This is a genomic window from Synechococcus sp. W60.3, assembly GCF_047502615.1.
In the GTDB taxonomy this organism is placed as follows: Bacteria; Cyanobacteriota; Cyanobacteriia; order Thermostichales; family Thermostichaceae; genus Thermostichus.
The window spans coordinates 44,431-69,613 of record NZ_JANSHJ010000011.1 but is presented as its reverse complement, the minus strand read 5'-3'; the positions used below and the strand labels follow the sequence as shown (position 1 = coordinate 69,613).

Below are 25,183 nucleotides of genomic sequence, written 5' to 3'. Positions count from 1 at the left end.
ACTCGAGTTAGTCCAGAGAGCCCTGGAGCAACCGACTCGACCGGCTTCTGCTAAGTTCCGCGGATTTCTCGATATCTTCTGGCGCGTTCTTCGGCGGGATCAGGGGCTTGCGCCTTGGCAACGGCCTCTTGCAGTTGTGCCATCACTGCTTCTGGGGGGTCGGCAGAGCGGACGACGTAGAACATCAAGTTAATGGCTTCGGCGGCCGTCAGCTTAAGGTTCTCTTTTCCTTTTGGCACCAGCGCGATCTTGCCGTCTGTTGTCGTAATCGCCGTATGGGATCCTTTGGCAAGAATCTCCCCAGCTTTTTCCAGAGTGACAAGCATATCCGTGCCTGATACATTTACGCTGAACACTGCTAAGCATTATCGCTCAACGGTGCAGCGATAGCATCCTGCCCACTGCTGAACAGGATGGCGGTATCCCGCAAAGCCCTGAGCATAACACCCAGAGCGCCTTGCCAATCTCGTGGTAGCCTATGGTTGCACTTTGGGCATCTAAACACCTTTGCGCCACCCAACTTGGTGTGGATGTGCCCGCACTTGGTACAGGTTTTGCTGGTGTACGCTTCCGATACTTCCACGACAACCACGTTTTTCTTCTTGGCTTGAAACTTCAGGAGCTGCTTGAACCGATAGTGCGCCCAGGTGAGCATCGCCCTTGCTGTCTTGCTACCAAACTTCCTCCCTGCCTTGGCAACCATCTTGGCTGACTCGAAAGTGGGGAGGAATATCAATCGGTAGTTATCCGTTAGGAACGCCGCTACCTTGCGATGGCACTCGTCCACCAAGTTCCTGATTCTCTCCCGCAGACGAAACGCCGCTTGCCGCATTCGCCTACGCTTGGGTCTCGGCGCTTTGCTCAGCCTAGATTGCAGATCGTCTAGGTGGTAGCACAGCCGAACGATCCTGCCAAAGTCTCCCTTGGCAATATTTACAAAACCTGCCCCATCAAACCCTGTAAAGAAACTTCTTACTCCAGGATCAAGTGCGATCACCCCCTTTGCTAACGAACACTGCTCGTTCACGGGCTCAGGAAAGATGGCATACCATCTGTCTTTCACCCGCATTAGCTCAGTTCCACGTGCCCATTCTCTGGGCATCTCCTCGGATGCGCGGAACGCCAAACCTCGGGTGAGTTTCGGATACCACTTCCCATTGCGAAAGTTGCCGGCGTTGAATTGCAGCGTATGCGACCTGTCCCGCACACTGCGAAACCTCGCGTCTTTGCTTCGGCGGAACGCCAACCACGCCTCGACGACCGCGTTCTGCTTGATGTGGCAGGGGGCGTCCTTCACCCACCCGGGCAGGTCGGAGTGCAGGATGATGTGCCGCAGCTTTCTGGCCGTTTTTGGGGCACCATGCTGACGCTGATAGGCAATCGCTTGGTTGTAGCAGTACCGGCACGCCGCTTGCCACCGCTTCCAGACTTTAGCCAGCGCTGGCTCCGGATAAATCCGTATCTTTCTCGATTGCAGCCCGATATTTTCTGAGTCCGTAGAGCCGACTGCTGAAGCAGTGCAGGATGGTGAGGATATCCTCAACCAGTTCCTGCTGGGGAGAAAGGTGATCGTCATCGAGAACCAAGATTTCGCACCCGTATTGACGGCAGTACCACTCAACGAACTCAAATCCAAACCGGCAGAGTCGATCCCGGTGAGCGACCACAATTGTTCCGACGTCTCCCGCACGAACTCGTTCCAATAAGGCAAGGAACTTTGGTCTTTTGAAGTTGAGACCGCCGCCAACCTCTCCGACCACTTCGGCTCCAGGATAGAGGTTAACCAGTCTTGCAATCTGTCTCTCCAAGTCTGACTTTTGCCCTCGACTGCTGACTCGGGCGTACAAAACGACTCGTTTGGCTTTCTTTGGCGTTCTGATGTAGCTGTCGAGGTCATACCTTCTTGCCCTACCAGATGGAGTACGTATTGCTTTGATCCAGCCTTTCTGTTCCCATCGCCTCAAGGTGTGGAGACACACCCCAAAATAATCCGCCGCTTCTCTCGGTTTTACATACCTAGCCATACCAAGCAGCTATACTGAACATACTGTACATTATTTTCAGTATAGTCCAGTATATCATTGACTAGAGTCATGCTCACCTCAGCAGGACACCTATCATCCTATCGGATGTCTTGTGCGAGCAAAGCCGGAGGGATTTAAGCAGTTTGGCGGATTATAAGAGATGCCCTCGCGCTTCCAGCCAAGCGTACAGGTAGGGAAATAGCTTTTGGTTGGCTGCCGGAAAGGGAAATTGCGACAGCTCCGCCGGCTCGACCCAGCGCACTTCGCTGCATTGCAGGGCTTGAGCTTCTCCGCGCAAATAGCGGCAGATAAAAGCAATAAGGGTGATGGTGAAATGGGTGTAGGCATGTTCGATGGTGGCCAGCGGAGCCACCACCTCAATGTCGATGCCGATTTCTTCTTTCACCTCCCGCACCACACACTCCGCAGGGGTTTCTCCCGGCTCGATTTTGCCGCCGGGGAACTCCCACAGGCCGCTGAGCATGGAGCTTTCCAGCCGCCGATCGATGAGGATCTCTTTCCCTCGCAAAACGATGGCCACCGCGATCTGTTTGTGAGGGCGCGAGGGACGGGGCTCAGACATAGGCAGGTGTTGCTGTTGACCTCGATTGTAGGCAGCGCAATCGGCCTGCCAAGGACATTGGCCACAGCGAGGCTGCCGGGGCCGGCAGATGGTCGCGCCCAAGTCCATCAGGGCCTGGTTAAAGGTGCGCGGCTGCTCGGGATCCAGCAACTGCTGCGAAAGCCGCCACAACAGGGGCAGACAACGGGCCGGCGGCTGGGGCAAAGCCACCAGGCGGGCCAACACCCGCTTGACGTTGCCCTCCAAAATCGGCAGGGGCAGGTCAAAGGCGGCGCTGAGAATGCCGCCAGCGGTGGTGCGCCCGATCCCCGGCAGCGCCAGCACCTGCTCCAGATTCCTGGGAAACTGGCCCCCGTGTTCCTGCATCAGGATTTGAGCAGCTCTGTGCAGATTCAGCGCCCGCCGGTAGTAGCCCAGCCCTTCCCACAGTTTCAGCACTTGTTGCTGCGGAGCCGTCGCCAACTCTGGGATCCCGGGCAGAGCCTCCATCCAGCGCTGAAAGTAGGGGATCACGGTTGCCACCTGGGTCTGTTGCAGCATCACCTCCGCCACCCAAATGGCATAGGGATCCCGCGTGCGTCGCCAGGGCAGATCTCGACCCTGCTGGCAGTACCAACGCTGCAAGGACTGCCGCAGGCGCTGCAAAACTGCGCTGCTCCAACCTAGCGACTGCTCGCCAGCAACCGCAACCTCGGACTCTCTTCCAGTCCGTCGAGAAGGAACCTGGGATCTCAAGCCGCGTAAGCGAAGTGCAACGCCCACCAGATCAGGGCGGAGACCACCCCCGCCACAATGCTGGCCGAGATCAGAACCACAATTGGGCTATCCGCCCCCTTGAACCTCATAATGCCGCGGTTGTAGTCAGCCATTGTTGCCTCCCACCAGCTTCGGCTTTGGGGTGTCGAGGATCTCACTTGGGATACGTGTCGCGATGGGGAAACTCCGTTATCGACCAACCCCCTCATCTCTAGGATAGCCAATTTGGCCCGGATCCGAGCCGCCCCCCAAAGAGGGATCCCCGTCGGGCAAGCCCTACCGCCTCCGCTGGTCGCAAAAGTTAGAGCACAGGAGCCGCCCAGGCAGAGGCTTGGGCAGCCAACTTCCCTGCTATTTAGACAACCTGCCGACGGCGGGGCCCTGCAAGAGACAGTCCACCCGGCCCAGCAGGTATAAAAGGTGCCCTCCCAGGGCTCCGCGCCGCCTAGGCGGCTGAGAAGTCGCCTCTCAGGTTTAGCGAGGGAAAACCACCTGGGCCCGCAACTCGCCGGCAGGATTGGCTTGCGTATGGATGTTGAGGTAGTAGGCCCCGGCCAAGAAGCTGGAGACCTGCTCAACAGATAGGGTACGGGCGGTTTGGTTTAAAGTGACCACAGCACTGCCGCTGGCGGAGCTGGGCACCGCTACCGGCGGTACTTCGGCAGCAGGAGATAGGGTCAAGGTAGCCGTAGAGACTACAGCTCCCGGCGCAGGGGTCGCCGAGTTGCTGCTCCCGCAGCCGCTGAGAAACAAGTCAGCAGCTAGGCAGACGCCCCAAAAAGTTTTGAAGACAAAACGAGGCCGCAAGGCCGAATCCAGCAAAAGCGTCAACAATATGGAAAAAGCTCCTCGGTCGGAGAACAAGCCACCTCAAGTACGGAGCAGGCCGAGCTTCGGATTCACCCTCGGAGAACAAGGTCGCGATTGCCTGAGGAGTTGCCCCTGTTTCTCCGCGATCTTCTTCTCGAGGGGCTTCCCAAGAGGTCGAAGCAGCCCGACTGCCGACTCAGGAGGGGTGGAGGGCCGGAGATGGCCAAGCTCTAAAGCTCTCCCTCGCCAAACTTTCCCAGGCCAGGTTCGCCGATCTGTGGGTTTAATTGAACCGGGCTCGCCGGCGCAAGTTCAGTAAAATTGTCGCGATATCGGTCATCAAGACCTTCGTTGGGGCAGTCGTTCTTATGGCGAGGACAGGGGAGGGGAAAGGCAGCAGCTTAGCTCGAGAAAGGTCTCGGGATCCGGTGCGTCGTCAGCGCCGCTTCACTCAGGCTGCCTCCCCTTCTCGCCACTTGCTGCCTGCTCCGGCTGCCGAGGGATCCCTCTTGGCTTCCCGCCCCCAACCGCTGCGCCTCTCTCGCCAAAGAGCCATTGCCCGGATGCGCCAACGAGCTGCCCAGCCTCGCCGCCTGAGGCGGTCTCCGGCCCTGTTGGAGGTGTTGCTGCGAGGCCTGGGCCTCAGCCTGATGTTGGGCCTGACGATGGCTGGCCTATCGCAACTGCTGCAATCGACCACTCCTGCCCGGCCAGAACAGGATGCGATGCAGGAGCTCCCCTCCACCTTGCCCACAGACCTGTTAAGAGGACAGGAAATCCCCGCTTTGCAGGAGCGCTTGGCTGCTCTGGCCGATCAGCCGGGCCTGACAGCAGGAGCCCTGTTCTGGGAGGTGGAAAGCGGCGCCTTTGCCGGGGTGAGGCCGGATCAGGTTTTTCCTGCCGCCAGCGTCATCAAGATCCCGATTCTCCTGGCTTTTTTGCAGGCAGTGGAAACGGGTCAGGTGCGGCTGGACGAGAGGCTGACTTTGAGAGAAGACCTCAGGGGTGGGGGAGCTGGCGTATTGCAGACCCGTCCCCTCGGATCCCGGGTCTCTGCTCTGGAGGCAGCTACCCTCATGAGCACCATCAGCGACAACTTCGCCGCCAACCTCATCATCGATCGCCTCGGCGGTCGGGAAGCCCTCAACCAAAAGTTTCGCCAGTGGGGGCTGCAGCACACGCAAATTTCCTGGTGGCTGCCGGATTTGGAGGGCACCAACACCAGCAGCCCGCGCGACATGGTCTGGCTGCTCAGCCAGGTGGAGCAGGGGCGAATGCTCAGCCGCCGCAGCCGCGACCGCTTTTTGGACATCCTCTGGCGCACGCAGCGGCCCTCCTATTTTCGCCCCAACTTGGGCCAAGAGGTGCGCATTGCCCACAAGACGGGAACTCTCAGGTCGGTGGTGGGAGATGCCGGCATACTCGATTTGCCCAACGGGCGACGCTACGTGGCAGCAGTGTGGGTAAAGCGGGAAACTCCCAACGATCCCAAAGCCGAAGAGCTAATCGCCAAACTCTCCCAGGCTGCCTATGAGTTTTGGTCTGCCGAAGGCGAGCCCACCGCTTCGGCTGCTGCCGATAGCCCGTAGCCCTAGGGGATCGCCCATCCCGGCAGAGCAGCAGCGTCAAAATTAAAAAGTTGGATCTTAATAAAGTTGGATCAGCCAACATCCAAGCCAGAACGGTGAGGTTATGGCCGAGACTCTTCCCCCTTCCCAAGCTCCTCCAGCAGGGGATCCCCTTATCAAACTGGATCAATTTCTCAAGCTGACGGGAGTTGTGCCCACCGGCGGGCAGGCCAAGCAGCTCATCCAGGCGGGGCAGGTGCGGGTCAACGGCGAGGTGGAAACCCGGCGAGGGCGCAAGTTACGCCTGGGGGATGAGGTGGCAGTAGCGGGCCAAGTTTGGCAGGTGGGCTGGGATGGGAAGAGGATCCAGAGCTCTGCCACAGGGGGAGGTCGGGTCTGCCTCTAGTCAGTCAGGGTTTTGCTGAGAAAAACTGTTCGCGTCAGCGGGACGGCGTCCTTACGTTTCAGGGATGCTCAAGAACCACAAGTTGGTAGGCAGCATTGCTGACTGTGGGTTCTATGAGTTTCGGCGACAGCTAGAGTACAAGTGCAAGCTCTAGAGCTGTCAGTTGGTTGTGGTGAACAGGTTCTTCCCTTCCAGCCAACTGTGTTCAAGGCCTACGGCCCGCTGCCGCGAACGACGGGAAGTTACGCCTGTGAAGACTCCTCTGCCCCCCTACATCCCCCCGTATACGGGGGGACTAAGGGGGGGTTGGGCAACCAACGAGGTATGGGTCGTGGAAGTAGAAAGGAAGCAACGACGCTGGACAAAAGTTCGTTTTTGTTTAGCGTTGTGTAAGTCTTGCGGAGCGGCAAGGTCAAGTAGCCGAGCCCTTGCTCCCCAACTGCAACCAACTCCACAACCGCTGACCTAAGCTGGGAACAGTTTTCTTTTCTTTTTCTCGCTGTGCCTGCGTCCCCTCAGCCTCCTGTGCAGCAGGATTTTCCTCCCTTGCCCCCGCCACCTCCCCGCTCTCCGGCTCTAAGGGTGGTGGAGACAGCTTTCTTAGCCAGCACTGCTGCTTTGATCTGGATCTTGAGCTACACGCCGCTGGCCCCGTTTATGCGTCTGTTTTTCCCCATTCCGGTGGCGCTGGCGGTGATGCGCTGGGATCCCCGCACCGGGGCGATGGCGCTGGCGGTCTCTGCTCTGTTGCTGACGGTGCTGATGGGGCCCACGCGCAGCATTCTCTACGTCATTCCCTACGGCCTGCTGGGCTACTGGTGTGCCCGCCTATGGCGGCGGCGCCTTTCCTGGTATGTCTCGGTGGCCAGCGGCGCTGCCCTCAGCGCTTTCGGCCTCGTTTTCCAGTTGCTGCTCTCCTCGCTGTTGGTGGGGGAAAACCTCTGGACTTACGTCACCATCCAACTCACCGGCTTGACCAACTGGCTGCTGGATGTGTCTCTGGCCAGGCTGGGCGTGTACTGGGTGGCAGAACCCTGGATGGTTCAGGTGGTGGTGGCAGGGTTTATCGCCTTTAACTCCCTGGTCTACGTCTTCACGGTGCATTTGGTGGCAGCTCTGGTGATGGAGCATTTCCGCTGTCCGCTGCCGCCGCCGCCGAAGTGGGTGCAATTTTTGCTGGATTAGCAGCCGCCTATACCTCTAAGGTGACTACCGCCATGGGATAAACTTGTAGACCCTACCCCCATAGCTTCTACCCCTGTTCCTGATGAACCCACTGCCCCCTCCTGCCTACCCCTACCAGTTCCGCGCCCTGGGCTTGATCAAGGGATCCCTAAAATCGATCCCGCAGACTTATGCTCAGGCGACGCTGGTTGCCGCCGATGGCGTAGAGTATCCGGCCACCCCTGGCCGCGCGGAGCTGCTGCGCCCTTTCACCTATTGCATCGAGAGCGGCCACACCTACTGGTACTACGTGCAGCCGCAGCCGCGGTCGGGCGGCACTTTGGGCCTGAGCGTTATCCGCATCCTGGCCTTGCCGGAGGAGGAGCAAGATCCAGATCTGGACGAGCCCTTTCTGCCTGCCCCCGAGGATGTAGAGGAGGGCTTTAACATTCGCGGCATCGTCGAGCCCCACGACGGCTTCATCTGGGTGACGGTGCGGCGCAAGCCCCAGGGGAACAAGCAATTCCCCCCCCTGCAGCTGCGTCTGGAAGGGTTCTTGCCGGGGGCCGTCGCCGGCGAGTTTTGGGATCTGTTGGCGGAGCGGGAGGGTCATAAGCTGCTGCTGGTGGATGGCAGCCGCCTCTTGACAGCGGTGGCCTAACTGCCTAAAACTAACCCAACCTGCTACCCCAGATCCCCAACTGATGGTGTCTGCTGCCGGCTTGTCCCAACGGGTTGCTCGTCTCTCTCCTTCCGCAACGCTGTCGATTTCGGCTCTGGCCAAGGCCATGCGGGCAGAGGGTCTGGATGTCTGTATCCTGAGCGCTGGCGAGCCGGACTTCGACACCCCTGAGCACATTCGGGCTGCCGCCATCCGCGCCCTGGAAGAGGGCAAAACCCGCTACGGCCCCACTGCCGGGATCCCCACCCTGCGCCAGGCGGTGGCAGACAAATTGCGCCGAGAAAACGGCTTGGACTACAGCCCCGACCAGATCCTGATTAGCAACGGCGGCAAGCAAACCCTGTTTAACCTGGCCATGGTGCTCCTGGATCCCGGCGACGAGGTGATCCTGCCCGTCCCCTACTGGGTTAGCTATCCCGAGATGGTGGCTCTGGCCGGGGCCAAGGTGGTGCGGGTGGAGACGCAAGAGGGCCAGGGGTTCAAGCTCACCGCCGACCAACTGCGCCAGGCCCTCACCCCCCGCAGCAAGTTGCTCATCCTCAACTCGCCGGCCAACCCCACCGGCGCTGTCTATCACCGGCAGGAGCTGGCAGCTTTGGCAGAGGTGATCCTCTCGGTTCCCCATCTCTATGTGGTCTGCGATGAGATCTACGAAAAGCTGGTTTACGGCCAAGCCCGCCACATCAGCCTGGGATCCCTTTGCCCTGACTTGATGCCGCGACTGATCCTCAGCAGCGGCTTCGCCAAAGCCTATGCCATGACCGGCTGGCGGATTGGCTACTTGGCGGGCCCTAAGCCCATCATCGAGGCGGCCATCAGCCTGCAAAGCCACAGCACCTCCAACGTCTGCACCTTTGCCCAGTACGGCGCCCTGGAGGCTCTCACCAGCCCCCTCTCGGCGGCAGCGGTGGAGAAGATGCGCCAAGAATTCTGGCAGCGACGGGATCTGATGGTGCAAGGGATCCGCACCTTGCCGGGGGTGACTTTCCCGGAGCCGGAGGGCGCATTTTATGTGTTTGTCAACATCGGCCAAACCGGCTTGGGTTCGGTAGAGTTTTGCCAACGGCTGCTCAAAGAACATCACGTGGCCGCCGTGCCGGGGGTGGCCTTCGGGGCAGAGTCCTACATCCGCCTCTCCTATGCCGCCGACCGCGCCACGCTTGAAAAAGGACTGGAACGGCTGCACCGCTTCCTGTCTTCCCTCTGAGGGGGCAGGAGGAGGGCTGAAGACAAGGGCTGGCCGAGACTTCTCTACAAAACGGTGGCGCAGCAAACCAACAGCAGGGGCTGGTGCCTGGCAGAGGCAGGAGAAGACTCTTGGCTCAGGCCTACCGTGAAGTCCTCGAGGCGATGCTGAGGGAGCGCTAAGATGGCTCCCACCCAAAAGTCTCCCAAAAAATTGCCCGCTGGCTTTACCCTCAAATGGTCTGCCGAGAGTGTGGAAAAGCTGGGATCCCTCTTGCCGGGCGAGATCTTGCTGGCAGTCCTGCTGGACCATTGGGAGCAACTGCCCAAAGCATTGCAACAAGAGTGCCTGCTGCAGGCCCACCGCATTCGCGTGGAACGGCTGGTGGTCAGCCAAAACTTCACCATCGCCACCATTGAGCAACTGCTAAGCAACTGTTGAACGAGACCCGTTGATCCCGATCCGCTCGGTGGGAATTCCGCTCCAAAGGATCTCTGTCCTAGAGTGCCAGGCAACGGCAGAACCACGTCCTGTGCTACGGTCAGAGTAGGTTAGTGCTCTTCCCCGGCTTTTCAACCTGTGCTCCCTCCCCCGCTAGCGGACGGCCATCCCAGCCTCTCTCTTTTCTACTCCTCGCTAAAGCTCTCCATCGTCTGCGAAGCAGCAGCAGGGCAGCAAGGGGAGTGCCATCGCTATTTTTTAAGGGTCGCATAGCGTCAGCGCGCTGTGAGACGAGCGGGTTTTGATTGGAGCACTTACTTCTTATGAAAGCAGTGGATTTGGCCAAAGCTATCCAGCAACGGCGCACCTTCGCCATTATTTCCCACCCCGATGCCGGGAAGACCACCCTTACGGAAAAGCTGCTGTTGTACGGGGGGGGCGATTCAAGAAGCAGGGGCGGTGAAGGCCCGTCGCGCCCAAAAGCGGGTTACCTCCGACTGGATGGAGCTGGAAAGACAACGGGGCATTTCCATTACCTCGACTGTGTTGCAGTTTGACTACCGCAACATTCGCCTCAACTTGCTCGATACTCCCGGCCACCAAGACTTCAGCGAAGACACCTACCGCACCCTGGCGGCGGCTGATAACGCTGTGATGCTAGAAGACGCCGGCAAAGGGCTAGAACCCCAGACCCGCAAGCTGTTTGAAGTCTGTCAACTGCGGAAGTTGCCGATCTTTACCTTCATCAACAAGATGGATCGCCCCAGCCGGGATCCCCTCGAGCTGATGGACGAAATCGAGACGGAGCTGGGCCTCAAGCCCTATCCTGTAACCTGGCCGATTGGCTCAGGGGAGCGCTTCACAGCTTTGTTTGACCGGCGGACTCAGGAGTTTCACTTCTTTGAGCGAGTCTCGGGGGGGCGGCTGCGGGTCAAAGATACCGTCGTTAAACTCGGGGATCCGCAAATTGAAGAACTGATTGAAAAGGATCTCTATTACCAATTTAAAGAAGAGCTGGAGTTATTGGATGGCCTCATGCCCAGCTTGGATCTCAAACAGGTTCATGCTGGCCAGCAAACCCCCGTCTTTTTCGGCAGCGCCATGACCAACTTTGGGGTGGAGCTGTTTCTCAATGCGTTTATCGAGTACTCCCTGCCGCCAATGCCCCACGAGAGCACGGCAGGGCTGATCCCACCCGAACATCCTGAGTTCACCGGCTTTGTCTTTAAGCTGCAGGCCAATATGGATCCCCGCCACCGGGATCGCATTGCTTTTGTACGCATCTGCTCCGGTAAGTTCGAGAAGGACATGGTGGTCAACCATGCCCGCCTCAATCGCCCCATCCGTCTCTCCTATCCCCAAAAATTGTTCGCCCAAGAGCGCATCTCCATCGATGAAGCCTATCCTGGCGATGTCATCGGCCTCAACAACCCCGGCATCTTCAGGATTGGGGATACCATCTACACCGGCCCGAGGTTGCGCTACGCCGGGATCCCCAGCTTTTCGCCGGAGCTATTTGCCTATCTGAAAAATCCCAACCCCTCCAAGTTTAAACAGTTCCAGAAGGGGGTGGCGGAGCTGCGGGAAGAAGGGGCGGTGCAGATTATGTATTCCCTCGACGAGTCGAAACGGGATCCGATCGTGGCGGCAGTGGGCCAGTTGCAGTTTGAGGTGCTGCAGTACCGCCTGGAACACGAATACAATGTTGAAACCCGACTGGAGATGCTGCCCTACACCCTGGCCCGCTGGGTAGAAAACGGCTGGGAAGTCCTCCAGAATTTCCCCAGGCTGTTTAACACCCTCATTGTCAAAGACATTCAAGATAGGCCGGTTCTCCTCTTTAAAAACGAGTGGACCTTGCAGCAATTTATCAGCAGCAACCCCAAAATTAAGCTGAGCAAAATTGCTCCCATCGCGGATCTTGGCCCCGAATCCAAGGACGGCTCCTAAGGCCACTCAGAGCAACCTTCTCCGGGAACCTGCAAGTTCCGCTACCTGACCAAAGCTTTGCTGCTGTCTGGGATCGGGGTTGACATCTTCTCGCTGCCTGGCAATCTCGTTTTTGTAGATCCCAGCAATTTCTTTTTCTTCTTTTTTGGGTCATGCTTGCCAGGTCTTATTTCCAAGGCAAACCCATGGCAGTCGATAAACCGCTTTGCGACCGCTCGTTGTGGGGGCTGGATCCGCAGGCTATTTTTTTGAATCACGGCTCCTACGGCGCGACCCCGAAAACGGTGCTGCAGGCCCAGCGAGCCTGGCAAGAGCGCCTAGAGGCCCAGCCGGTACAGTTTATGGGGGAAGAGCTGCCGCGGGCTTTGCGGGCGGCGGCGGCAGAGCTGGCCCAGTTTGTTGGGGCTGAGCCTGAAAACCTTGTGTTTGTGGAAAATGCCACCGGCGGCGTCAATGCCGTGCTGCGCTCGCTGTCGTTTCGGCCAGGGGATCAGATCGCCTACACCAGCCACAGCTATGGGGCCGTCCGCCAGGCGTTGCGCTATGTCTGTGAACGCTGGGGGGCGGTGCTGGCGGAAGCCCAGGTTCCCTTTCCGATTGCGGGGCCGGAGCAGGTTTTGGCGGCGTTTGCGGCCATTCTCACCCCCCAGACTCGGCTGGCGGTGCTGGATCACCTCACCTCGCCCACGGCTCTGGTCTACCCCTTGGCGGAGCTGATTGGCCTCTGTCGAGAGCGCGGGATCCCAGTCTTGGTGGACGGGGCCCATGCGCCGGGGGTTCTCCCGTTGGAGTTGGAAAGCTTAGGAGCCGATTGGTACACCGGCAACGCCCACAAGTGGCTGTTTGCCCCCAAGGGCTGTGCCTTCCTGTGGGTGGCCCCCCACCGCCAGGCCCAAACCCATCCCCTGGCCATCTCCCACGGCTACGGGCAAGGGTTCACAGCCGAGTTCGACTGGGTGGGCACCCGCGATCCCAGCGCCTGGCTGGCCATCTCGGCAGCCCTGGCCTTTATCCAGGAGCTGGGGGTGGAGAGGCTGCGCCAGCACAACCACACGCTGCTGCTGCAGGCGCGGCAGGTGCTCTTGGAACAATTGGAAGGGATCCCACCTGCCCCGGAGCGGATGCTGGGCTTTATGGCCACCCTGCCCCTGCCACCCTTCTGGCAACAGTGGATCCCGGAGCTGCCTTTGGCGGAGCGGGCCCGCCGCCTGCACGACTACCTCTGGCAGGTGCACCGCATCGAGGTTCCCATCCTTCCCTTTGCCGGGCAGCTTTGGGTGCGCATCTCGGCCCAGGTCTACAACCACCTGGCTGAGTACGAACAGTTGGCGCTAGCCTTGCAGCGGCTGCCGGAGTGATGTGCGCCCTCACCCCCAACCCCTCTCCCTCCGGGAGAGGGGAGATGGAACGGTCTCGCCACCCCCGTCTTGGGTTTGGGTTGCCGGGAAAGTTCGGCTAGAGTCAGATCAGTAGCTGCGTTCACTTCTTGCTCGGATCCTCATGCTCTCTCTGGCTGCCACGCAAGCCCATCTAGGCCCGATCGATCTGGATCGCCTGCTCACGCCTGAGATCCAGCGGCCAGCCCGCTACCTGGGGAAAGAGTTCGGCGCCGCCCACCGCCCCTGGGAGTCGGGGCGGGTGCGGTGGGTGCTGAGCTACCCGGAGCTGTACGAGGTGGGGGCCTCCAACCTGGGCCACCTCATCCTCTACAACATCCTCAACGCCCAGCCAGACCAGTTGTGCGACCGCACCTACCTGCCGGGACCGGATCTGGCGGCCCGGATGCGGCAGTTGCAGATCCCGCTGTTTGCCGTAGAATCGCGCCGCCCCTTGCGCGCTTTCCACATCATCGGCTTCAGCCTGGCCTACGAGCTGGGGGGCACCAACATCTTAGAGATGCTGGATCTGGCCGGGATCCCCCTCAAATGGTGGGAGCGCCAGCCCTTTACCCCGCAAGAGTGTCCCCTGATCTTTGCCGGCGGGCCCACCGCCACCTCCAACCCAGAGCCCTTTGCCGACTTTTTCGATTTCTTTGTCTTCGGGGATGGGGAAGAGGTGCTGCCGGAGATCGGCCAGGTGCTGGCTCAATCTCTAGCCAAGCCCCGCCGCGAGGTGCTCTTGGAGCTGGCCCAGGTGCCGGGGGTGTATGTGCCCCAGTTTTACGAGGGGATCCCGCCCCGCCCCATCGTGCCCGGCGTGCCGGAGCGCATCCGCCGCCGCGTGGCCCTGCCCCAACCGCAGTACTCCATTGGCCTAGTACCGCTGGTGGCAACCGTCCACGACCGCCTGGTCATGGAAGTGCGGCGCGGCTGTACCCGCGGCTGTCGCTTTTGCCAACCCGGCATGCTCACCCGCCCGGCTCGCGATGTGGATCCGCAAGCGGTGGTGGAGGCGGTGGTGCAGGGCCTGCGCAAAACCGGCTACAGCGAATTTTCCCTTTCTTCCCTCAGTTGCTCCGACTACCTCTCCCTGCCGGCGGTGGGGGCCGAGCTGCACAACCGCCTGCTGGGGGAGCACGTCGCCCTCTCGCTGCCCAGCCAGCGGGTGGATCGCTTCGATGAGCAAATTGCCGCCATCATGAAGGGATCCCGCCGCTCGGGGCTGACCTTTGCCCCAGAAGCCGGCACGCAACGGCTGCGGGACATCATCAACAAGGGTCTTAGCGATGTTGACCTCATTCGCGGCATTCGCACCGCCGTCCAGGAGGGCTGGGACAAGATCAAGCTCTATTTCATGATCGGCCTGCCGGGAGAGACTGACGCCGATGTCATTGGGATTGCCCGCACGGTTGAGATGCTGCAGCGAGAATGTGCGGCCTTGGGTCACAAGAAGGTGGAGTTTACCCTCACGGTCTCCAACTTTGTCCCCAAGCCCCACACCCCCTTCCAGTGGCACCGGGTGGACTACGCCGACGTGCAGCGCAAGCAGGCCTTGCTGCAAAAGGAGCTGCGGCGGCTGCGGGGGGTCAAAGCCCACTTCACCGACATCCGCTTCAGCATCCTGGAAGACTTTATTGGCAAGGGGGATCGCTCCCTGGGCCGCATGATCGAGCAGGCCTGGCGGGCCGGCGCCGGCCTGGACGCCTGGTGGGAAAACATCGACGCCGCCTATGCCGCCTGGGTCAAGGCCTACTGCGGCGAAGCGGTGGATCCCAGCGCCGATCCGGTTGCCCTCTGCGCCCATCTCCCCATGCGCGAATTGGGCCTGGAGGATCCCTTGCCCTGGGATCACATCGATACCGGCATCGACAAAAAATGGCTGCAGAAAGACTACCGCCGCGCCCTGGAAGCCCTCACTGTGGAAGACTGCTCCTTCGAGGGCTGCTCCGCCTGCGGCATCTGCGGCCCCGGCTTCGGCCACAACATCGTCATCCCGCCCCCGCCCGTCCCACCCCTGCAAAGCCGGCCCACCCCCACCCCAGATCCCCTGGAGCCGCAGCCGCCCGCCCAGCGCTTCCGCATCACCTACGGCAAAACTGGGGATCTGCGCTGGCTGGGCCACCTGGATCTGATGCGGCTGTGGGAACGGGCCTGTCGGCGAGCGGGGCTGCCTCTGGCCTTTAGCGGCGGTTACCACCCCATGCCCCGCCTGGCTAACGCCAACGCCCTGCCCATCGGCCAGGAAGGCTATGGGGAGATCCTCGATCTGGAACTCCTGGCCCGCCCCGGGGCTCCCTTTACCCCGGAGGAGCTGCGCGCCCTGCTGGCCGAGCAACTGCCCCCCGAAATTCCCATCCAGGCCATTCAAGAGATCGGCCTGCGGGATCCCTCGGCTACCGAAGCGGTTTACGCCGCCGAATATCAACTCAGCGTGAGCTGCGAGTTGCCCGAAGCCGACTGGCCGACCTGGGTTACCCAGATCCTGGATGCGCGGGAAATTTGGATTGAAAAATCCACCAAATCCGGCAAACCCTGTCGCTTCAACGCTCGCCCCCTGCTCTACTACCTGGAGTTTCAGGGCCTGGCCCCCGACGGCAGCGCCCGCCTCCTCTACCGCGGCAGTTGCCGCAACGACGGCGCTTACCTGCGGCCCAATCAACTCGTGCAAATGGCCGAGTCCTTGGGCTTGCCCCGCTGGACGCTACAGATGGCCAGGCGGCTGCGTCTGCTGTGGCAAGACGGCACCTCCGATCCCGACTGAGGAGCGGCCTCAGGATCGACCGGACAAAAAGGAGACCAAGGCTGGGCTCTGCCCCTGTCTGGAGGGGGGGATCCGACAGGCGCTATGTTGTCTATTGCTGGCTTCTGCCGCTGCGGAGCTTGCCGGGATCAACTTGGCCAAAGGCAGGGCAGGCAGCAGGCAACAGTTTGATCGGATTCTGAAATGGAGACCCAGAAGGATAGCTTGGCGGCCCTGTACTTTAGTTAGTACGGTGCGGAAAAGCCCGCAAGCAACTTCGGTTGCTCGCCAATGGTGCTCAGGGAGTTAGTATACTTGTTGATGAGGCGTACCGTTTCCAGGCGAGCACCTAATCACGGTGAAAAACCCGACCGGTGGCAAGCGCCGAGGAGATGTCAACGTCTCAACCAACCTGATCAGAAAAGGTAAGCAGAACCTTGGAACTTTGCCCCAAGGAACTGTCCAGAGGCGGCTTGACAACGCCTTTACGAGTTCGTCTGTGGACTGCGTAAGAATCCCCCGCTTTCAGGCGGAGGGAGTGTCAACCCTAACTCAGTACCCAGGGCAGGTAACGGGCGCAACAGGGCCCAGTCGATAGGCGGTACAGAGAGGTGTGCCCCTGTGGCCTGGCTCTAGCACTATATTTTTTCTCCTGAGAAGGTGTTTCTTTCCGCGTGCAAACCCTGTCTTTCTGTGGATCTAGGCTGGCACGATTGGGGTTCTGCCACGAACCATCGTCTAATCTCTTCTGGGATGTCTGAGGCGGAGGGGTGTCATCTTGCCTCCTGAGCCTATCCATCAATCCCCATGCAAATCCCACCCAATCCTAAGGATCCGATGAGCTTGGACTCACCTCATCAATGGTGGAGTGGAAGCCCAGCAAATCGGTCATCCTCCGTCAAAGCAGAGCTTAGGGTAATGGACAGCCTCATGATGAATCGATTCTGGCTAAAAAAACTTGAGCGGATCCCGCCAAAAGGACAGCGCCTCGCCGCAAGGAGGGTTCAATCCACAACCGCAGGCCCTGGGGGCGGGGAGGAACGTTAATGCCCAGGCAGATTGTAATTGATGAGCAACACCGCGTCGCTGCTGTTTTTGCCGAAGACCAAGTCCAAGAGCTGATCGTTGCCAGTGGCACCTACCAGGTGGGAGACGTCTACGTCGGGATCGTCGAGAACGTCCTGCCCAGCATCGACGCTGCCTTTGTCAACATTGGCTCCGGCGAACGCAACGGGTTTATTCACGTCAGCGACCTAGGCCCGCTACGCCTCAAGCGCAACCATGCCTCCATCTCGGAGCTGGTTCTGCCACAGCAAAAGGTGCTGGTGCAGGTTATGAAGGAGCCCACCGGCAACAAAGGGCCACGCCTCACCGGCGATCTGGCCTTTCCAGGGCGGTACTTGGTGCTGCGACCCTACGGCAAAGGGGTTCATCTGTCCCGCCGCATCGAGGATCGGGAAGAACGCAATCGCCTCAAGTCGCTGGCTATTTTGATCAAACCCCCCCAGATGGGCCTGTTGGTGCGCACCGAGGCCGAGGGGGTGTCTGAAGAGGCGATGATCGAAGACCTGGAGCAATTGAAAAAGCTCTGGGAGGATATTCAACAGCAGTATCAGGCGGCACGGGGTCCGGGGCTGCTCAGCCGAGATGACGATTTTATCCAGCGAGTGCTGCGGGATGTCTACTCGGAGGACGTCAACCGCATCGTTACCGACTCGCCGGCAGGGGCGAAGCGGGTGCGTAGCTATTTGCAAGGTTGGAACAAGGGCCAGATGCCGCCCGGTGTTGTGGTCGATGCCCACCGCGAACCCACCCCCATCCTGGAGTATTTCCGGGTCAATGCAGTCATCCGGCAGGCGCTGCGACCCCGGGTGGATCTCCCCTCCGGCGGCTACATCGTCATTGAGCCCACCGAAGCCCTGACGGTGATCGATGTCAACTCTGGCTCTTTCACCCAATCGGCCACCTCTCGCGAGACAGTGCTGTGGACCAACTGTGAGGCGGCTACCGAGATTGCCCGTCAACTGAGGCTGCGCAACATTGCCGGCGTGATCGTGGTGGACTTCATCGACATGGATTCCCGCCGCGACCAGTTGCTGGTTTTGGAGCACTTCAACAAGGCCCTCTCCAGCGACAAAGCTCGCCCCCAGGTGGTTCAGTTGTCGGAATTGGGGCTGGTGGAGCTCACCCGCAAGCGGCAGGGGCAAAGCCTTTACGAGATCTTCGGCCACTCTTGTCCTACTTGTGAGGGGCTAGGGATCCTGGCCCGCCTGCCAGGAGCTGAGCCAGGACGGCTGTTGACGGTCGAAAGTGGCCTGCCGGTAACGTTGCCCACTGAGGGGGAGGACGGTTCCAGCCCAAGCCTGCTCCAGGAGGGCGACTCGCAGCGGGCGGGCCTGCGGCTGGGGAGCAATGGGGTGTCGCGAACCGAAGGCCGTGTCTCCCTGAGCCGCTCCCGTACTGCCCCAGAACAGCGACCGGATCTGGAGGAATCGCGAATTGAGGTGGGGCGCAAACGCTCCCGCGACGAGTGGGTGGATCCCCGCGTAGGCCAGCGCCCAGTTTCCCGGAGCGGAGAGACAGAAGGGGGCAGTCTGGAGGTGCCTGGGGAAGATCTCTTGCAGCCGGCAGGGGGCGGGGCGGAGCAGAAGCGCAAAGAATCCCGGCGTCCCAGCCGGGGAGAAGATGGGGAAGAGCAGGGCTCCCACAGAGACCAGCCTACCGCGGGGCGATCCGCTCGCGCCGGTGGGGTGGAGTCCTCAGAAAGCCGTCCAGCCCGGCAAGCCATTACTGTGGAGATGACCCCCTTGCAACAGCGGGTCTACTCAGAGTTAGGGCTGTCGCCGCTGTTGCTTCTGGATCAGCCACCGCCCTCGGGCCGCGACACGGTGGTTATGGTGGCCCTGCCGGGCACTGTAAAGATGGCCAGCCCGGAAGAGGCGGAGGCCGGTGCAACTTCTGCCAACGGCACGGCGGAGACGGTTGCCCCTGAAGCCGCAGCTTTGCCGGAGCAGGAGCCGGTAAATACTCTTCCCCCGCCAGCACCCTCCGAGCCGCAAACTCCTCCGCCTGTATCATCGATGGCGGAGCCGCCGGCAACGGTGACGCCCCAGGAGGTAGTCATCGACCCGTCTCAGCAATCTCCGGCGGCCTCCAGACGACGGCGCTCCCGCAGCAGCTAGCCGGCCCGCTGAGCCCGGGAGCAAACCTCGCCGTTGGTCGGTTGGCTCGGTCAAGAGGATGGTTGGCTCCGGAGTTGGGGGTGTGGACAAGGTGGTGCAGCCCAGCCTGAAGTGGGAGGGATCCCTGTGGCAACAGGGGATGCGGCGGGTGGCAGGCGTGGATGAGGTGGGGCGGGGGGCCCTGGCGGGGCCGGTGGTGGCGGCGGCGGTGATTTTGCCGGCCCATCTGGATCCGGAGGCGCTGTCAGGGGTGAGAGACTGCAAACAACTGCGCCCGCCGCAGCGCGCCCACTGGGCGGAGCGGATTGCCCAAGTAGCCCTGGCCGTAGGCATTGGCAGCGCCTCTGCCGCCGAGATCGACCAGCTCAACATTCGCCAGGCCACGCTGCTGGCCATGCAACGAGCTCTGGCGCAGGTGGGGGAAGTGGAGCACATCCTGCTGGATGGGTTGCCGTTGGCAGAGCTGGGATCCCGGCAGACGGCCCTGGTCAAAGGGGATCAGCTTAGCCTCTCCATCGCCGCCGCTTCCATCGTGGCCAAAGTCTGGCGGGATACCCTGATGCAGAGCTGGGATCACCAGTACCCCGGCTACGGCTGGCGCACCAACGTCGGCTATGGCACGCAGGAGCACCGACTGGCGCTGCAGCGCTTGGGGCCAAGCCCCCAGCACCGCCGTAGCTTTGCCCCCCTGCGAGACTTGCAGGCAGGCGAAATTGGAGGGTAGGATAGAGTCCACGTACTGCCCACGTAGCTCAGCGGACTAGAGCACTGGGTTCCGGTCCCAGGGGTCGGAGGTTCGAATCCTTTCGTGGGCGTTTCTTCCAGAAGCAGACAGCGAAGGAGCACTTCTCTCAGCAGGATCTGGATCTAAGCCTTAGCTAGGGGCTCGCAGTGGGTTCTGGTAGCACATAAACGGACTCCACCTGGCCTCCTGCTGCTGGCACGGCCTGGATGGTGCCTTTTTCGATGTGATAGATGACTTTTTCTGCTTGCAACTGATTTTCCCCTTGGCGGATGGTGACCTGGCCCTCCAGCTCGATCCGCTGCTCCCGGCTGTAGTACACCGCTCTCTGGGCGCGGGCCGTGAGGCGCTCGGCGGGAAAGCTGAGGGTGACATTGCCGGTGGCTACAAACACCCCCGTGTTGGCATTGGCCTCCTGGACATCGGCGCTGATGCTGAGGGCACGCGGGTTTTGCCCCCAAGCCAGGCTGGGGATCGCCAGCAGCAGCGCCACCCCCACCGCCCAGGCTACCCCCCTTAGCTGGCACCTGTTTTTCTGCTCAAGGTCGATCCCGACCGCCATGCGCATCACCCCAATCAAACCACCCCACCTGCCAGTCTAGCCCGGGATCCCTGGCCCCGCTGGCGGGGCAGCGCGTTAGTCCTTACCATTTCCTCCCTTGGGCAGGCCTTGGGCCAGTTGCTTTTCCAGCTCGCTGACCCGCTGCAGTAACTGGCGGTTGGTTTCCAGCAGCTCGCGGGCTTGGCTGCTGAGATAGGGATCCGATTCCCACCAGTTGATCCCAATCTCCTTGGCCTTGTCCACCGAAGCGATCAGCAGCCGAATGCGCACATTGAGCAGCTCCACATTGCCCACCGAAACGGTGATATCCCCGGCGATGACAATCCCCTTGTCCAAAACCCGCTCCAAGACATCGGCCAGAGAGGAGCCATGCGTTGCCGTGGCCAGGGGTTGAGAGGTAATAGGCACAGAGAATTTCCCTCCAAAGTGTGCGAAAGCATACAAATATCAGCCGGGCAGTTGATCCAGCAAATAGTTGAGCACCTGGGCTCCTTCCTCGTAGCGCTTGCCGGCCCTGGGCAACAGCACGTCGGCGCACAGAGCGCGAAAATCGGCATTGTCCTTGCTCACCGCCAGCTCGTGCTCCTTGACAATGCGTCCGATCATCAGACAACTGCGCAGGCTGGGGTGGCGGGTCAGATCCAATTTGCGGCGAAAAGCGCGGACGATGTGGACGATCTTGAGCGCATCAGGGGCAGAGAGACCGATGCGCGCGGTGAGGATCTCCTTTTCGGTCTCGATATCCGGCTCGCCGATATCGATGGTGATCATCCGATCCAGCAGCGCATCCTGGGCCTTGTGAACTCCGGTGTATTCCTCTGGGTTGGAGGTGAAGATGGCCCGGAACTGGGGATGCACCCGCAGATACTCCGAGCGGTTGCTGTCCGGCGGCAACACCAGCAGCCTCTCCTCCAAGGCACTCAGGAGAGCATTGTTGGCCTCAGGGCGGGAGCGATTGAACTCGTCGTAGATGAGGGTAAACCCCTCTCGGCAAGCCAAGGTGAGGCGGGCATCCACCCAGCGCTGCTGCACATCCTCCTCCGTCTTCACCACCGAGTGGATAAAGTTGTCCACCACCCGCCGATGGGTAAAGCCGGTGCGCCCCCCGATCAGGTCGGAAGAATCGAAGCGATCGTCGCCGTAGATCAGCAGATCAGCATGATGGGACGGCCCAGCAGGCTAGCCAGATGCATCGCCAGGGTAGTCTTGCCCGTGCCCGAAGGGCCCCGCAGATGCACCGCAAAACCCGATTGCAGATAGCGCAAAGCGCGGCGGGTAATCCGCTCGATGTAAGGAGTGTTTACGAACTGGCGGGGACGCGCCTGCAGAACCGTGGCCATAGCAATACCCAACTCTCAATTGCCTTGACGCTCTTGCCTCGACTATAGCGGCAACGGTCTTCTTGCGCTCACAGGTGTTAGGCCGGGATCAGATAGCAACCGTCGCTGACACCATACGCCGCAAGGTGGCCAGGATCTCGGAGGGATCCACCCCCAGATCCACCGCACCGCGGGCCAGCAGATCCCGCACCCGCTCCCGATCCCCGATCACCTGCAGCAAAGTTAGATCGGGAGCCTGCGCTTGCAGGTTGGTTACATAGTTGTTGACGTAGGCCATGATGCGATCCGAACTTGCCTCCTGCGGGGGCGCGGGCCGAACTGGAGCAGGTTCAGGTGGTGGCGGAGTCACCACAGGCTGAGGGGGAGGAGGAGCCGCCTCTTCTGAGACCGCAACCACAGGCTTTGGCAGGGAAACCTCAGCCGAAACCGTTTTCGAGGCATTGGCCGAGCTCTCAGACTTTTCACCTTCCAAGCCCTCAGAAGGGATGATGGGTTGGGCCTCTGGGATCCCATTCCCCCAGACCTGCTCGTGCAACGCCCTGCGGAAAGCCGCCAAAGCTTGCCGCAGAGCCTGGGCCTCTGCCCGCTGATCCTGAGCGACCTGAGCCAGCTCCTGCCGCGCGAGCTGCTGCAAAGCCTGTACCCGCTGCCGCAACTCAGCATAAAAAGACTGGCGAGCTTGTCGAGTTTGGCCGGCCATGGTCTGCCGGGCCTGTGCACAGGTGCTCAGCAATCTCCCCACCGTCGCTGTCAAGTTGGCTTGAAAAGTCTGCAGCTCCTGCTGCTGGGCCTGCGATTGGGCGGCTCGCTCTTGAGCCATGCGGGAGAGAAGCTCCGCCACCGCTTTGACCCGCTGGGCCACAGCCTCCATGCGAGAATGCTCGTCCAAGGCCCGCTGCGCCGCCCGGCTCTGGTTGAAGCTCTTCAGTTGCCTACGGGTTTGCTCCCTCTGTTGCCGGATTGCCTCTTGTCGTTCCCGGCGGCGTTGCTCCAGCTCGGCTATCAGAGCTCGGTGCTGCTCCAGACGCTGCTGCCGGGATTGACTGAACAAACTTTGATTCTGGGCCACCCGTTGGTTGTGGGCCATGGCCCACTGTTCCCGCAAACTCATGGCGCTCCCTCTCTCCTGTTGGTTTTTACTTTGACACTCCCACCGCCTAAAGGCGGGGGATTCTTACGCAGTCCACAAAAGAACCCGTAACGGCGTTGTCAAAGCGCCTCTAGACAGTTCCTTCACGCAAAGCCCCAAGGTTCTGCTGACTTTCTTAAGCAGGTTGGCGGCAGCATTTGCCTCAGCGTTGACCAACCACCCCTTTGCCGTTTGGTACAGGCCCCGCTTGACACGCTTTCCAGAGGGTCTCCACCCGTCGGGTTTTTCACCATAATTAGGTAGCCCATCTCCATCTAGGAAGCTTGCCTGCGAGCTGTACGCCTCCTCTACCTCAATAAATTCAATGCCATAATGCTGACTACCCTTTTGTGTGGGTCAGGGGCACTACGGCCTTTTTCCCTTCTCCCAGATAGCTGGCTTCGGCACTTGCGTGGCAATGCAAACCGGCAGGCCGCACAAGTCCTCCACCTGGGAGCGGGAATAGCCGGGCTGTTGGTCGGTCAAAGTTGGCCAGAACTGAGCAAAGCGAGGCAGAGACTCTACCCTGGTCCCTGCCTCACTAGCCACCTGCTTCGACAGGACTGCCAAGCTATAGCGGCTGCGGGAGGCAGCTGCCGCCTCTTTACAAGTGGCTGAAGACGGCCAGACTTAGACGGCAGGGGCAGCAGCAGTAGCCGTCAGGCCCACCGCCTCGGCGTATTTCAGGTAGGTTTCCACCGAAGCCACGACAACGCGAGCTTCAATGGCCAACAGCTCGATCCCCACCAGAGAAACCCGCACCCAGGCATCGACCACGATCCCTTTGTCCAAAATGCGGTCGATCACTTCGGCCAGGCTGGAAGAAGAGTTCACTTTCTCAACTGCCATGACGATCTCTCCTGCACTGATGATGGTTGGATGGTTGAAGACGAATCGGCGGCAAAATTGCAGGTTGGAAGGGATCCTAACCTTGGATCGGCCCCCTGGGGTAACACCCGCCCCTTGTATCACCCCAGCCCCATTGTGCTGGCTTTTTTCGGGGAGAACACCCGTAGATTCGCTTAAAAAACGTGACGGGCTGACAAGAGTCGCCGTCTCCTCCGAGCGCCACCCCGCCTTCATAGTACCCGCTGGTAGAGAAAATGGGTCAAAGGGTGAGAGCGTCCCGGGGAGAGGCCCTCAAGTCAGGGTGCGGGCCGGCAGGGATCCCCTATACTGAGAGCAGTGCGCTTGCCGACATGCCGTCCTTCCGCTGGCCAAGAGGGCTGCTGTGACCGAGTTCAACACCGGGATCCCAAGCGTGCGTCGCCTGCAGCGGGTGATCCGGGATCGGGAAATCGTTGAGGTTAAGCTCAATACCGGCGATGTCTTCGTCGGCCAGTTGCGCTGGCAGGATCCCGACTGCCTTTGTTTGGCCGACGCTGAGGGACAAGAATCGCTGCTGTGGCGCTCCGCCATCGCCTTCGTCAAAGTCAGACCTCCCTCCTAAACCCAAACCCCTGCAGCCCTTGGCCGTCGCTGGCTTCCCGGCGGCAAGGGTTTCTTTGGCGCACCTATCGACAGCTCTGGCCAAAGCCCCCGGCGAAAAGGCTATGATTCAGCAAGAAGTGTGAAAAAATTTACCCTCCTCCCCTCTAGCCATGTCAACCGGCCCCATCGAGCTTGCCCTGCAACCTGTCGCCCAGCGGCATAACCACTACAGCCGCGAGGATTTTTTTCGCTTCGACCGCTCCCAGGGATCCCTAGTAGACTGGACGGGCGCGCGCAACGTCTTGGTAAGCGAGGATTTTATCCTAGGTTTGCAACAGGGCCTGGAAGAAGAAGTGGGGGATGCCTCGGCCTCCTTGATGTACACCATTGGCCGCGAGTGGGGCCGCAACGATGCAATCCACTTCTCCCACTGGTTTGAGGAAGAGTATCGGCGCAAACCCAAGCAGAGCCACCTGATGTTCCTCTTGGAAACCTGGTGGTGGCCCTTGACCTCGCAAGGCTGGGGGCGCTGGGAGGTGGAGACCGAGAGCCGGCGGCAGGGGTTTATTTTTATCAACCTCTTTGACTCCGCCGTGGCCCGCACCCTGGGGGATGTGGGCAAGCCGGTTTGCCATCTCTACGCTGGCTTATTTGCCGGGTTTTTCAGCGCCATGGTGGAACGGCAGCTCAACTGCATCGAGATCCAGTGCTACTCCATGGGAGAAAGCTACTGTAAGTTTTTGCTCGGCAGCAAAGATCGCATCGATGCGGCTGCCTTTTGGCTCAACGAAGGGGCCAGCGCCAGCGAAATTGCCCAAAAGTTGCGCTCCGGTCAAGGAGTGACCAAGCCATGACAGCAGAGGTTTTTCTGGAAGAATCGGTGCAGAGCTTTTTTGCTCGCCTGAATTGGGATAACCGCCCTCTGCAAGACCCCTCGCTGCCCATGCCTTTTGTACGGGTGCGAGAGCATTTTGCCTCCATCCCCTGGACGGGGGATCCCCTGGCTTTGGCGGCCCGTTCCTTGGGATCCCTCTCGGCAGCGCTGCCGCCCCAGCCTGAAGAGGAACCGATTACTTTGGCCGATTTATTCAGCCTGTTTTGAACGCCG

25 protein-coding genes, 1 tRNA gene and 1 pseudogene are annotated in these 25,183 nt (G+C 60.5%); 15 read left to right on the top strand and 12 right to left on the bottom strand.

All coding sequences use genetic code 11. The features are described from left to right. Positions 1–50 precede the first annotated feature (50 nt). The 6 genes from NW846_RS05860 to NW846_RS05835 all read right to left on the bottom strand — a co-directional run bounded on the left by NW846_RS05860 (position 51) and on the right by NW846_RS05835 (position 4,170). On the bottom strand, positions 51–326 hold the full coding sequence (locus NW846_RS05860; RefSeq protein ID WP_041438897.1) for a hypothetical protein: 276 nt from the start codon (positions 324–326) through the stop codon (positions 51–53). A gap of 32 nt (positions 327–358) precedes the next feature. After that, a complete protein-coding gene (locus NW846_RS05855; protein WP_414515544.1) occupies positions 359–1,543 on the bottom strand; it encodes an RNA-guided endonuclease InsQ/TnpB family protein in 1,185 nt (394 codons plus the stop codon). Next, a complete protein-coding gene (locus NW846_RS05850) occupies positions 1,431–2,024 on the bottom strand; it encodes an IS607 family transposase (RefSeq protein ID WP_414515214.1) in 594 nt (197 codons plus the stop codon). The genes NW846_RS05855 and NW846_RS05850 overlap by 113 nt, the downstream gene beginning before the upstream one ends. A 151-nt stretch (positions 2,025–2,175) precedes the next feature. Continuing rightward, positions 2,176–3,252 carry an A/G-specific adenine glycosylase gene (mutY, locus tag NW846_RS05845; protein ID WP_414346862.1) on the bottom strand — a complete coding sequence of 359 codons (1,077 nt, stop codon included), beginning with the start codon at positions 3,250–3,252 and terminating at the stop codon, positions 2,176–2,178. Between the two features lie 86 nt (positions 3,253–3,338). Beyond that, complete coding sequence (locus NW846_RS05840; RefSeq protein WP_041438154.1) at positions 3,339–3,476, bottom strand: hypothetical protein; 138 nt, start codon at positions 3,474–3,476, stop codon at positions 3,339–3,341. Between the two features lie 361 nt (positions 3,477–3,837). Further along, positions 3,838–4,170, bottom strand: a complete 333-nt coding sequence (locus NW846_RS05835; protein WP_011429700.1) for a CHRD domain-containing protein — start codon at positions 4,168–4,170, stop codon at positions 3,838–3,840. Positions 4,171–4,601: 431 nt separating this feature from the next. Here NW846_RS05835 and NW846_RS05830 point away from each other — a divergent pair, with 431 nt between their 5' ends. From NW846_RS05830 to NW846_RS05775, 12 genes and pseudogenes are all read left to right on the top strand, one after another. Beyond that, positions 4,602–5,762: a serine hydrolase gene (locus NW846_RS05830; protein WP_011429701.1), complete on the top strand. Its 1,161-nt coding sequence runs from the start codon at positions 4,602–4,604 to the stop codon at positions 5,760–5,762. Between the two features lie 103 nt (positions 5,763–5,865). Continuing rightward, complete coding sequence (locus tag NW846_RS05825; RefSeq protein WP_011429702.1) at positions 5,866–6,147, top strand: RNA-binding S4 domain-containing protein; 282 nt, start codon at positions 5,866–5,868, stop codon at positions 6,145–6,147. A gap of 546 nt (positions 6,148–6,693) precedes the next feature. Continuing rightward, entirely contained in the window at positions 6,694–7,332 is a 639-nt protein-coding gene (locus NW846_RS05820) for a DUF2232 domain-containing protein (RefSeq protein WP_240527718.1), read from the top strand. Between the two features lie 82 nt (positions 7,333–7,414). Beyond that, positions 7,415–7,972, top strand: coding sequence for a hypothetical protein (locus tag NW846_RS05815; RefSeq protein ID WP_011429704.1), 558 nt, complete (start codon positions 7,415–7,417; stop codon positions 7,970–7,972). Between the two features lie 43 nt (positions 7,973–8,015). After that, positions 8,016–9,200 carry a pyridoxal phosphate-dependent aminotransferase gene (locus NW846_RS05810; RefSeq protein WP_011429705.1) on the top strand — a complete coding sequence of 395 codons (1,185 nt, stop codon included), beginning with the start codon at positions 8,016–8,018 and terminating at the stop codon, positions 9,198–9,200. A gap of 162 nt (positions 9,201–9,362) precedes the next feature. Next, the gene (locus NW846_RS05805; RefSeq protein WP_011429706.1) at positions 9,363–9,620 is read left to right on the top strand and encodes a hypothetical protein; all 258 of its coding nucleotides are present in this window, start codon (positions 9,363–9,365) and stop codon (positions 9,618–9,620) included. 323 nt (positions 9,621–9,943) lie between these two features. Further along, positions 9,944–11,570: pseudogene (locus NW846_RS05800) on the top strand (peptide chain release factor 3). A 185-nt stretch (positions 11,571–11,755) separates the two neighbouring features. Beyond that, on the top strand, positions 11,756–12,928 hold the full coding sequence (locus tag NW846_RS05795) for an aminotransferase class V-fold PLP-dependent enzyme (RefSeq protein WP_041438899.1): 1,173 nt from the start codon (positions 11,756–11,758) through the stop codon (positions 12,926–12,928). Positions 12,929–13,070: 142 nt separating this feature from the next. Then, positions 13,071–15,710, top strand: coding sequence for a TIGR03960 family B12-binding radical SAM protein (locus NW846_RS05790; RefSeq protein WP_414515536.1), 2,640 nt, complete (start codon positions 13,071–13,073; stop codon positions 15,708–15,710). A 1,025-nt stretch (positions 15,711–16,735) separates the two neighbouring features. Then, the gene (locus NW846_RS05785; protein ID WP_414346860.1) at positions 16,736–18,871 is read left to right on the top strand and encodes an Rne/Rng family ribonuclease; all 2,136 of its coding nucleotides are present in this window, start codon (positions 16,736–16,738) and stop codon (positions 18,869–18,871) included. Positions 18,872–18,929: 58 nt separating this feature from the next. Beyond that, the gene (locus NW846_RS05780; protein ID WP_011429711.1) at positions 18,930–19,595 is read left to right on the top strand and encodes a ribonuclease HII; all 666 of its coding nucleotides are present in this window, start codon (positions 18,930–18,932) and stop codon (positions 19,593–19,595) included. Positions 19,596–19,612: 17 nt separating this feature from the next. After that, positions 19,613–19,686: transfer RNA gene (locus NW846_RS05775), tRNA-Arg, on the top strand. Between the two features lie 63 nt (positions 19,687–19,749). On the opposite strand, the gene NW846_RS05770 is transcribed toward NW846_RS05775, so the two are convergent. The 6 genes from NW846_RS05770 to gvpA all read right to left on the bottom strand — a co-directional run bounded on the left by NW846_RS05770 (position 19,750) and on the right by gvpA (position 23,493). Then, positions 19,750–20,181 (bottom strand): LptA/OstA family protein, encoded by a 432-nt coding sequence (locus tag NW846_RS05770; RefSeq protein ID WP_228375437.1) that lies wholly within the window; start codon positions 20,179–20,181, stop codon positions 19,750–19,752. Positions 20,182–20,250: 69 nt separating this feature from the next. Next, entirely contained in the window at positions 20,251–20,583 is a 333-nt protein-coding gene (locus NW846_RS05765) for a gas vesicle protein (protein WP_011429713.1), read from the bottom strand. A gap of 39 nt (positions 20,584–20,622) precedes the next feature. Next, complete coding sequence (locus NW846_RS05760; protein ID WP_414515542.1) at positions 20,623–21,285, bottom strand: AAA family ATPase; 663 nt, start codon at positions 21,283–21,285, stop codon at positions 20,623–20,625. A 35-nt stretch (positions 21,286–21,320) separates the two neighbouring features. Then, positions 21,321–21,515 carry an AAA family ATPase gene (locus NW846_RS05755; protein ID WP_414515533.1) on the bottom strand — a complete coding sequence of 65 codons (195 nt, stop codon included), beginning with the start codon at positions 21,513–21,515 and terminating at the stop codon, positions 21,321–21,323. A gap of 88 nt (positions 21,516–21,603) precedes the next feature. Beyond that, positions 21,604–22,626: a gas vesicle protein GvpC gene (gvpC, locus tag NW846_RS05750; protein ID WP_099812338.1), complete on the bottom strand. Its 1,023-nt coding sequence runs from the start codon at positions 22,624–22,626 to the stop codon at positions 21,604–21,606. Between the two features lie 648 nt (positions 22,627–23,274). Beyond that, entirely contained in the window at positions 23,275–23,493 is a 219-nt protein-coding gene (gene gvpA / locus NW846_RS05745; protein ID WP_011429717.1) for a gas vesicle structural protein GvpA, read from the bottom strand. 382 nt (positions 23,494–23,875) lie between these two features. Here gvpA and NW846_RS05740 point away from each other — a divergent pair, with 382 nt between their 5' ends. From NW846_RS05740 to NW846_RS05730, 3 genes are all read left to right on the top strand, one after another. Beyond that, positions 23,876–24,094, top strand: a complete 219-nt coding sequence (locus tag NW846_RS05740; RefSeq protein WP_011429718.1) for an Hfq-related RNA-binding protein — start codon at positions 23,876–23,878, stop codon at positions 24,092–24,094. A 151-nt stretch (positions 24,095–24,245) separates the two neighbouring features. Beyond that, on the top strand, positions 24,246–24,929 hold the full coding sequence (locus tag NW846_RS05735) for a V4R domain-containing protein (protein ID WP_011429719.1): 684 nt from the start codon (positions 24,246–24,248) through the stop codon (positions 24,927–24,929). After that, on the top strand, positions 24,926–25,177 hold the full coding sequence (locus tag NW846_RS05730; RefSeq protein WP_011429720.1) for a hypothetical protein: 252 nt from the start codon (positions 24,926–24,928) through the stop codon (positions 25,175–25,177). The genes NW846_RS05735 and NW846_RS05730 overlap by 4 nt, the downstream gene beginning before the upstream one ends. The last annotated feature ends 6 nt before the right edge of the window (positions 25,178–25,183 follow it).

What these genes read in the sequence shown, in the direction of transcription:
- NW846_RS05860 (WP_041438897.1), bottom strand. Translation starts at nt 326, where the DNA reads ATGCTTGTCACTCTGGAAAAAGCTGGGGAGATTCTTGCCAAAGGATCC.
- NW846_RS05850 (WP_414515214.1), bottom strand. Translation starts at nt 2,024, where the DNA reads ATGGCTAGGTATGTAAAACCGAGAGAAGCGGCGGATTATTTTGGGGTG.
- NW846_RS05840 (WP_041438154.1), bottom strand. Translation starts at nt 3,476, where the DNA reads ATGGCTGACTACAACCGCGGCATTATGAGGTTCAAGGGGGCGGATAGC.
- NW846_RS05825 (WP_011429702.1), top strand. Translation starts at nt 5,866, where the DNA reads ATGGCCGAGACTCTTCCCCCTTCCCAAGCTCCTCCAGCAGGGGATCCC.
- NW846_RS05815 (WP_011429704.1), top strand. Translation starts at nt 7,415, where the DNA reads ATGAACCCACTGCCCCCTCCTGCCTACCCCTACCAGTTCCGCGCCCTG.
- NW846_RS05810 (WP_011429705.1), top strand. Translation starts at nt 8,016, where the DNA reads ATGGTGTCTGCTGCCGGCTTGTCCCAACGGGTTGCTCGTCTCTCTCCT.
- NW846_RS05805 (WP_011429706.1), top strand. Translation starts at nt 9,363, where the DNA reads ATGGCTCCCACCCAAAAGTCTCCCAAAAAATTGCCCGCTGGCTTTACC.
- NW846_RS05795 (WP_041438899.1), top strand. Translation starts at nt 11,756, where the DNA reads ATGGCAGTCGATAAACCGCTTTGCGACCGCTCGTTGTGGGGGCTGGAT.
- NW846_RS05790 (WP_414515536.1), top strand. Translation starts at nt 13,071, where the DNA reads ATGCTCTCTCTGGCTGCCACGCAAGCCCATCTAGGCCCGATCGATCTG.
- NW846_RS05785 (WP_414346860.1), top strand. Translation starts at nt 16,736, where the DNA reads ATGCCCAGGCAGATTGTAATTGATGAGCAACACCGCGTCGCTGCTGTT.
- NW846_RS05780 (WP_011429711.1), top strand. Translation starts at nt 18,930, where the DNA reads ATGGTTGGCTCCGGAGTTGGGGGTGTGGACAAGGTGGTGCAGCCCAGC.
- NW846_RS05770 (WP_228375437.1), bottom strand. Translation starts at nt 20,181, where the DNA reads ATGCGCATGGCGGTCGGGATCGACCTTGAGCAGAAAAACAGGTGCCAG.
- NW846_RS05755 (WP_414515533.1), bottom strand. Translation starts at nt 21,515, where the DNA reads ATGGCCACGGTTCTGCAGGCGCGTCCCCGCCAGTTCGTAAACACTCCT.
- gvpC (WP_099812338.1), bottom strand. Translation starts at nt 22,626, where the DNA reads ATGAGTTTGCGGGAACAGTGGGCCATGGCCCACAACCAACGGGTGGCC.
- gvpA (WP_011429717.1), bottom strand. Translation starts at nt 23,493, where the DNA reads ATGGCAGTTGAGAAAGTGAACTCTTCTTCCAGCCTGGCCGAAGTGATC.
- NW846_RS05735 (WP_011429719.1), top strand. Translation starts at nt 24,246, where the DNA reads ATGTCAACCGGCCCCATCGAGCTTGCCCTGCAACCTGTCGCCCAGCGG.
- NW846_RS05730 (WP_011429720.1), top strand. Translation starts at nt 24,926, where the DNA reads ATGACAGCAGAGGTTTTTCTGGAAGAATCGGTGCAGAGCTTTTTTGCT.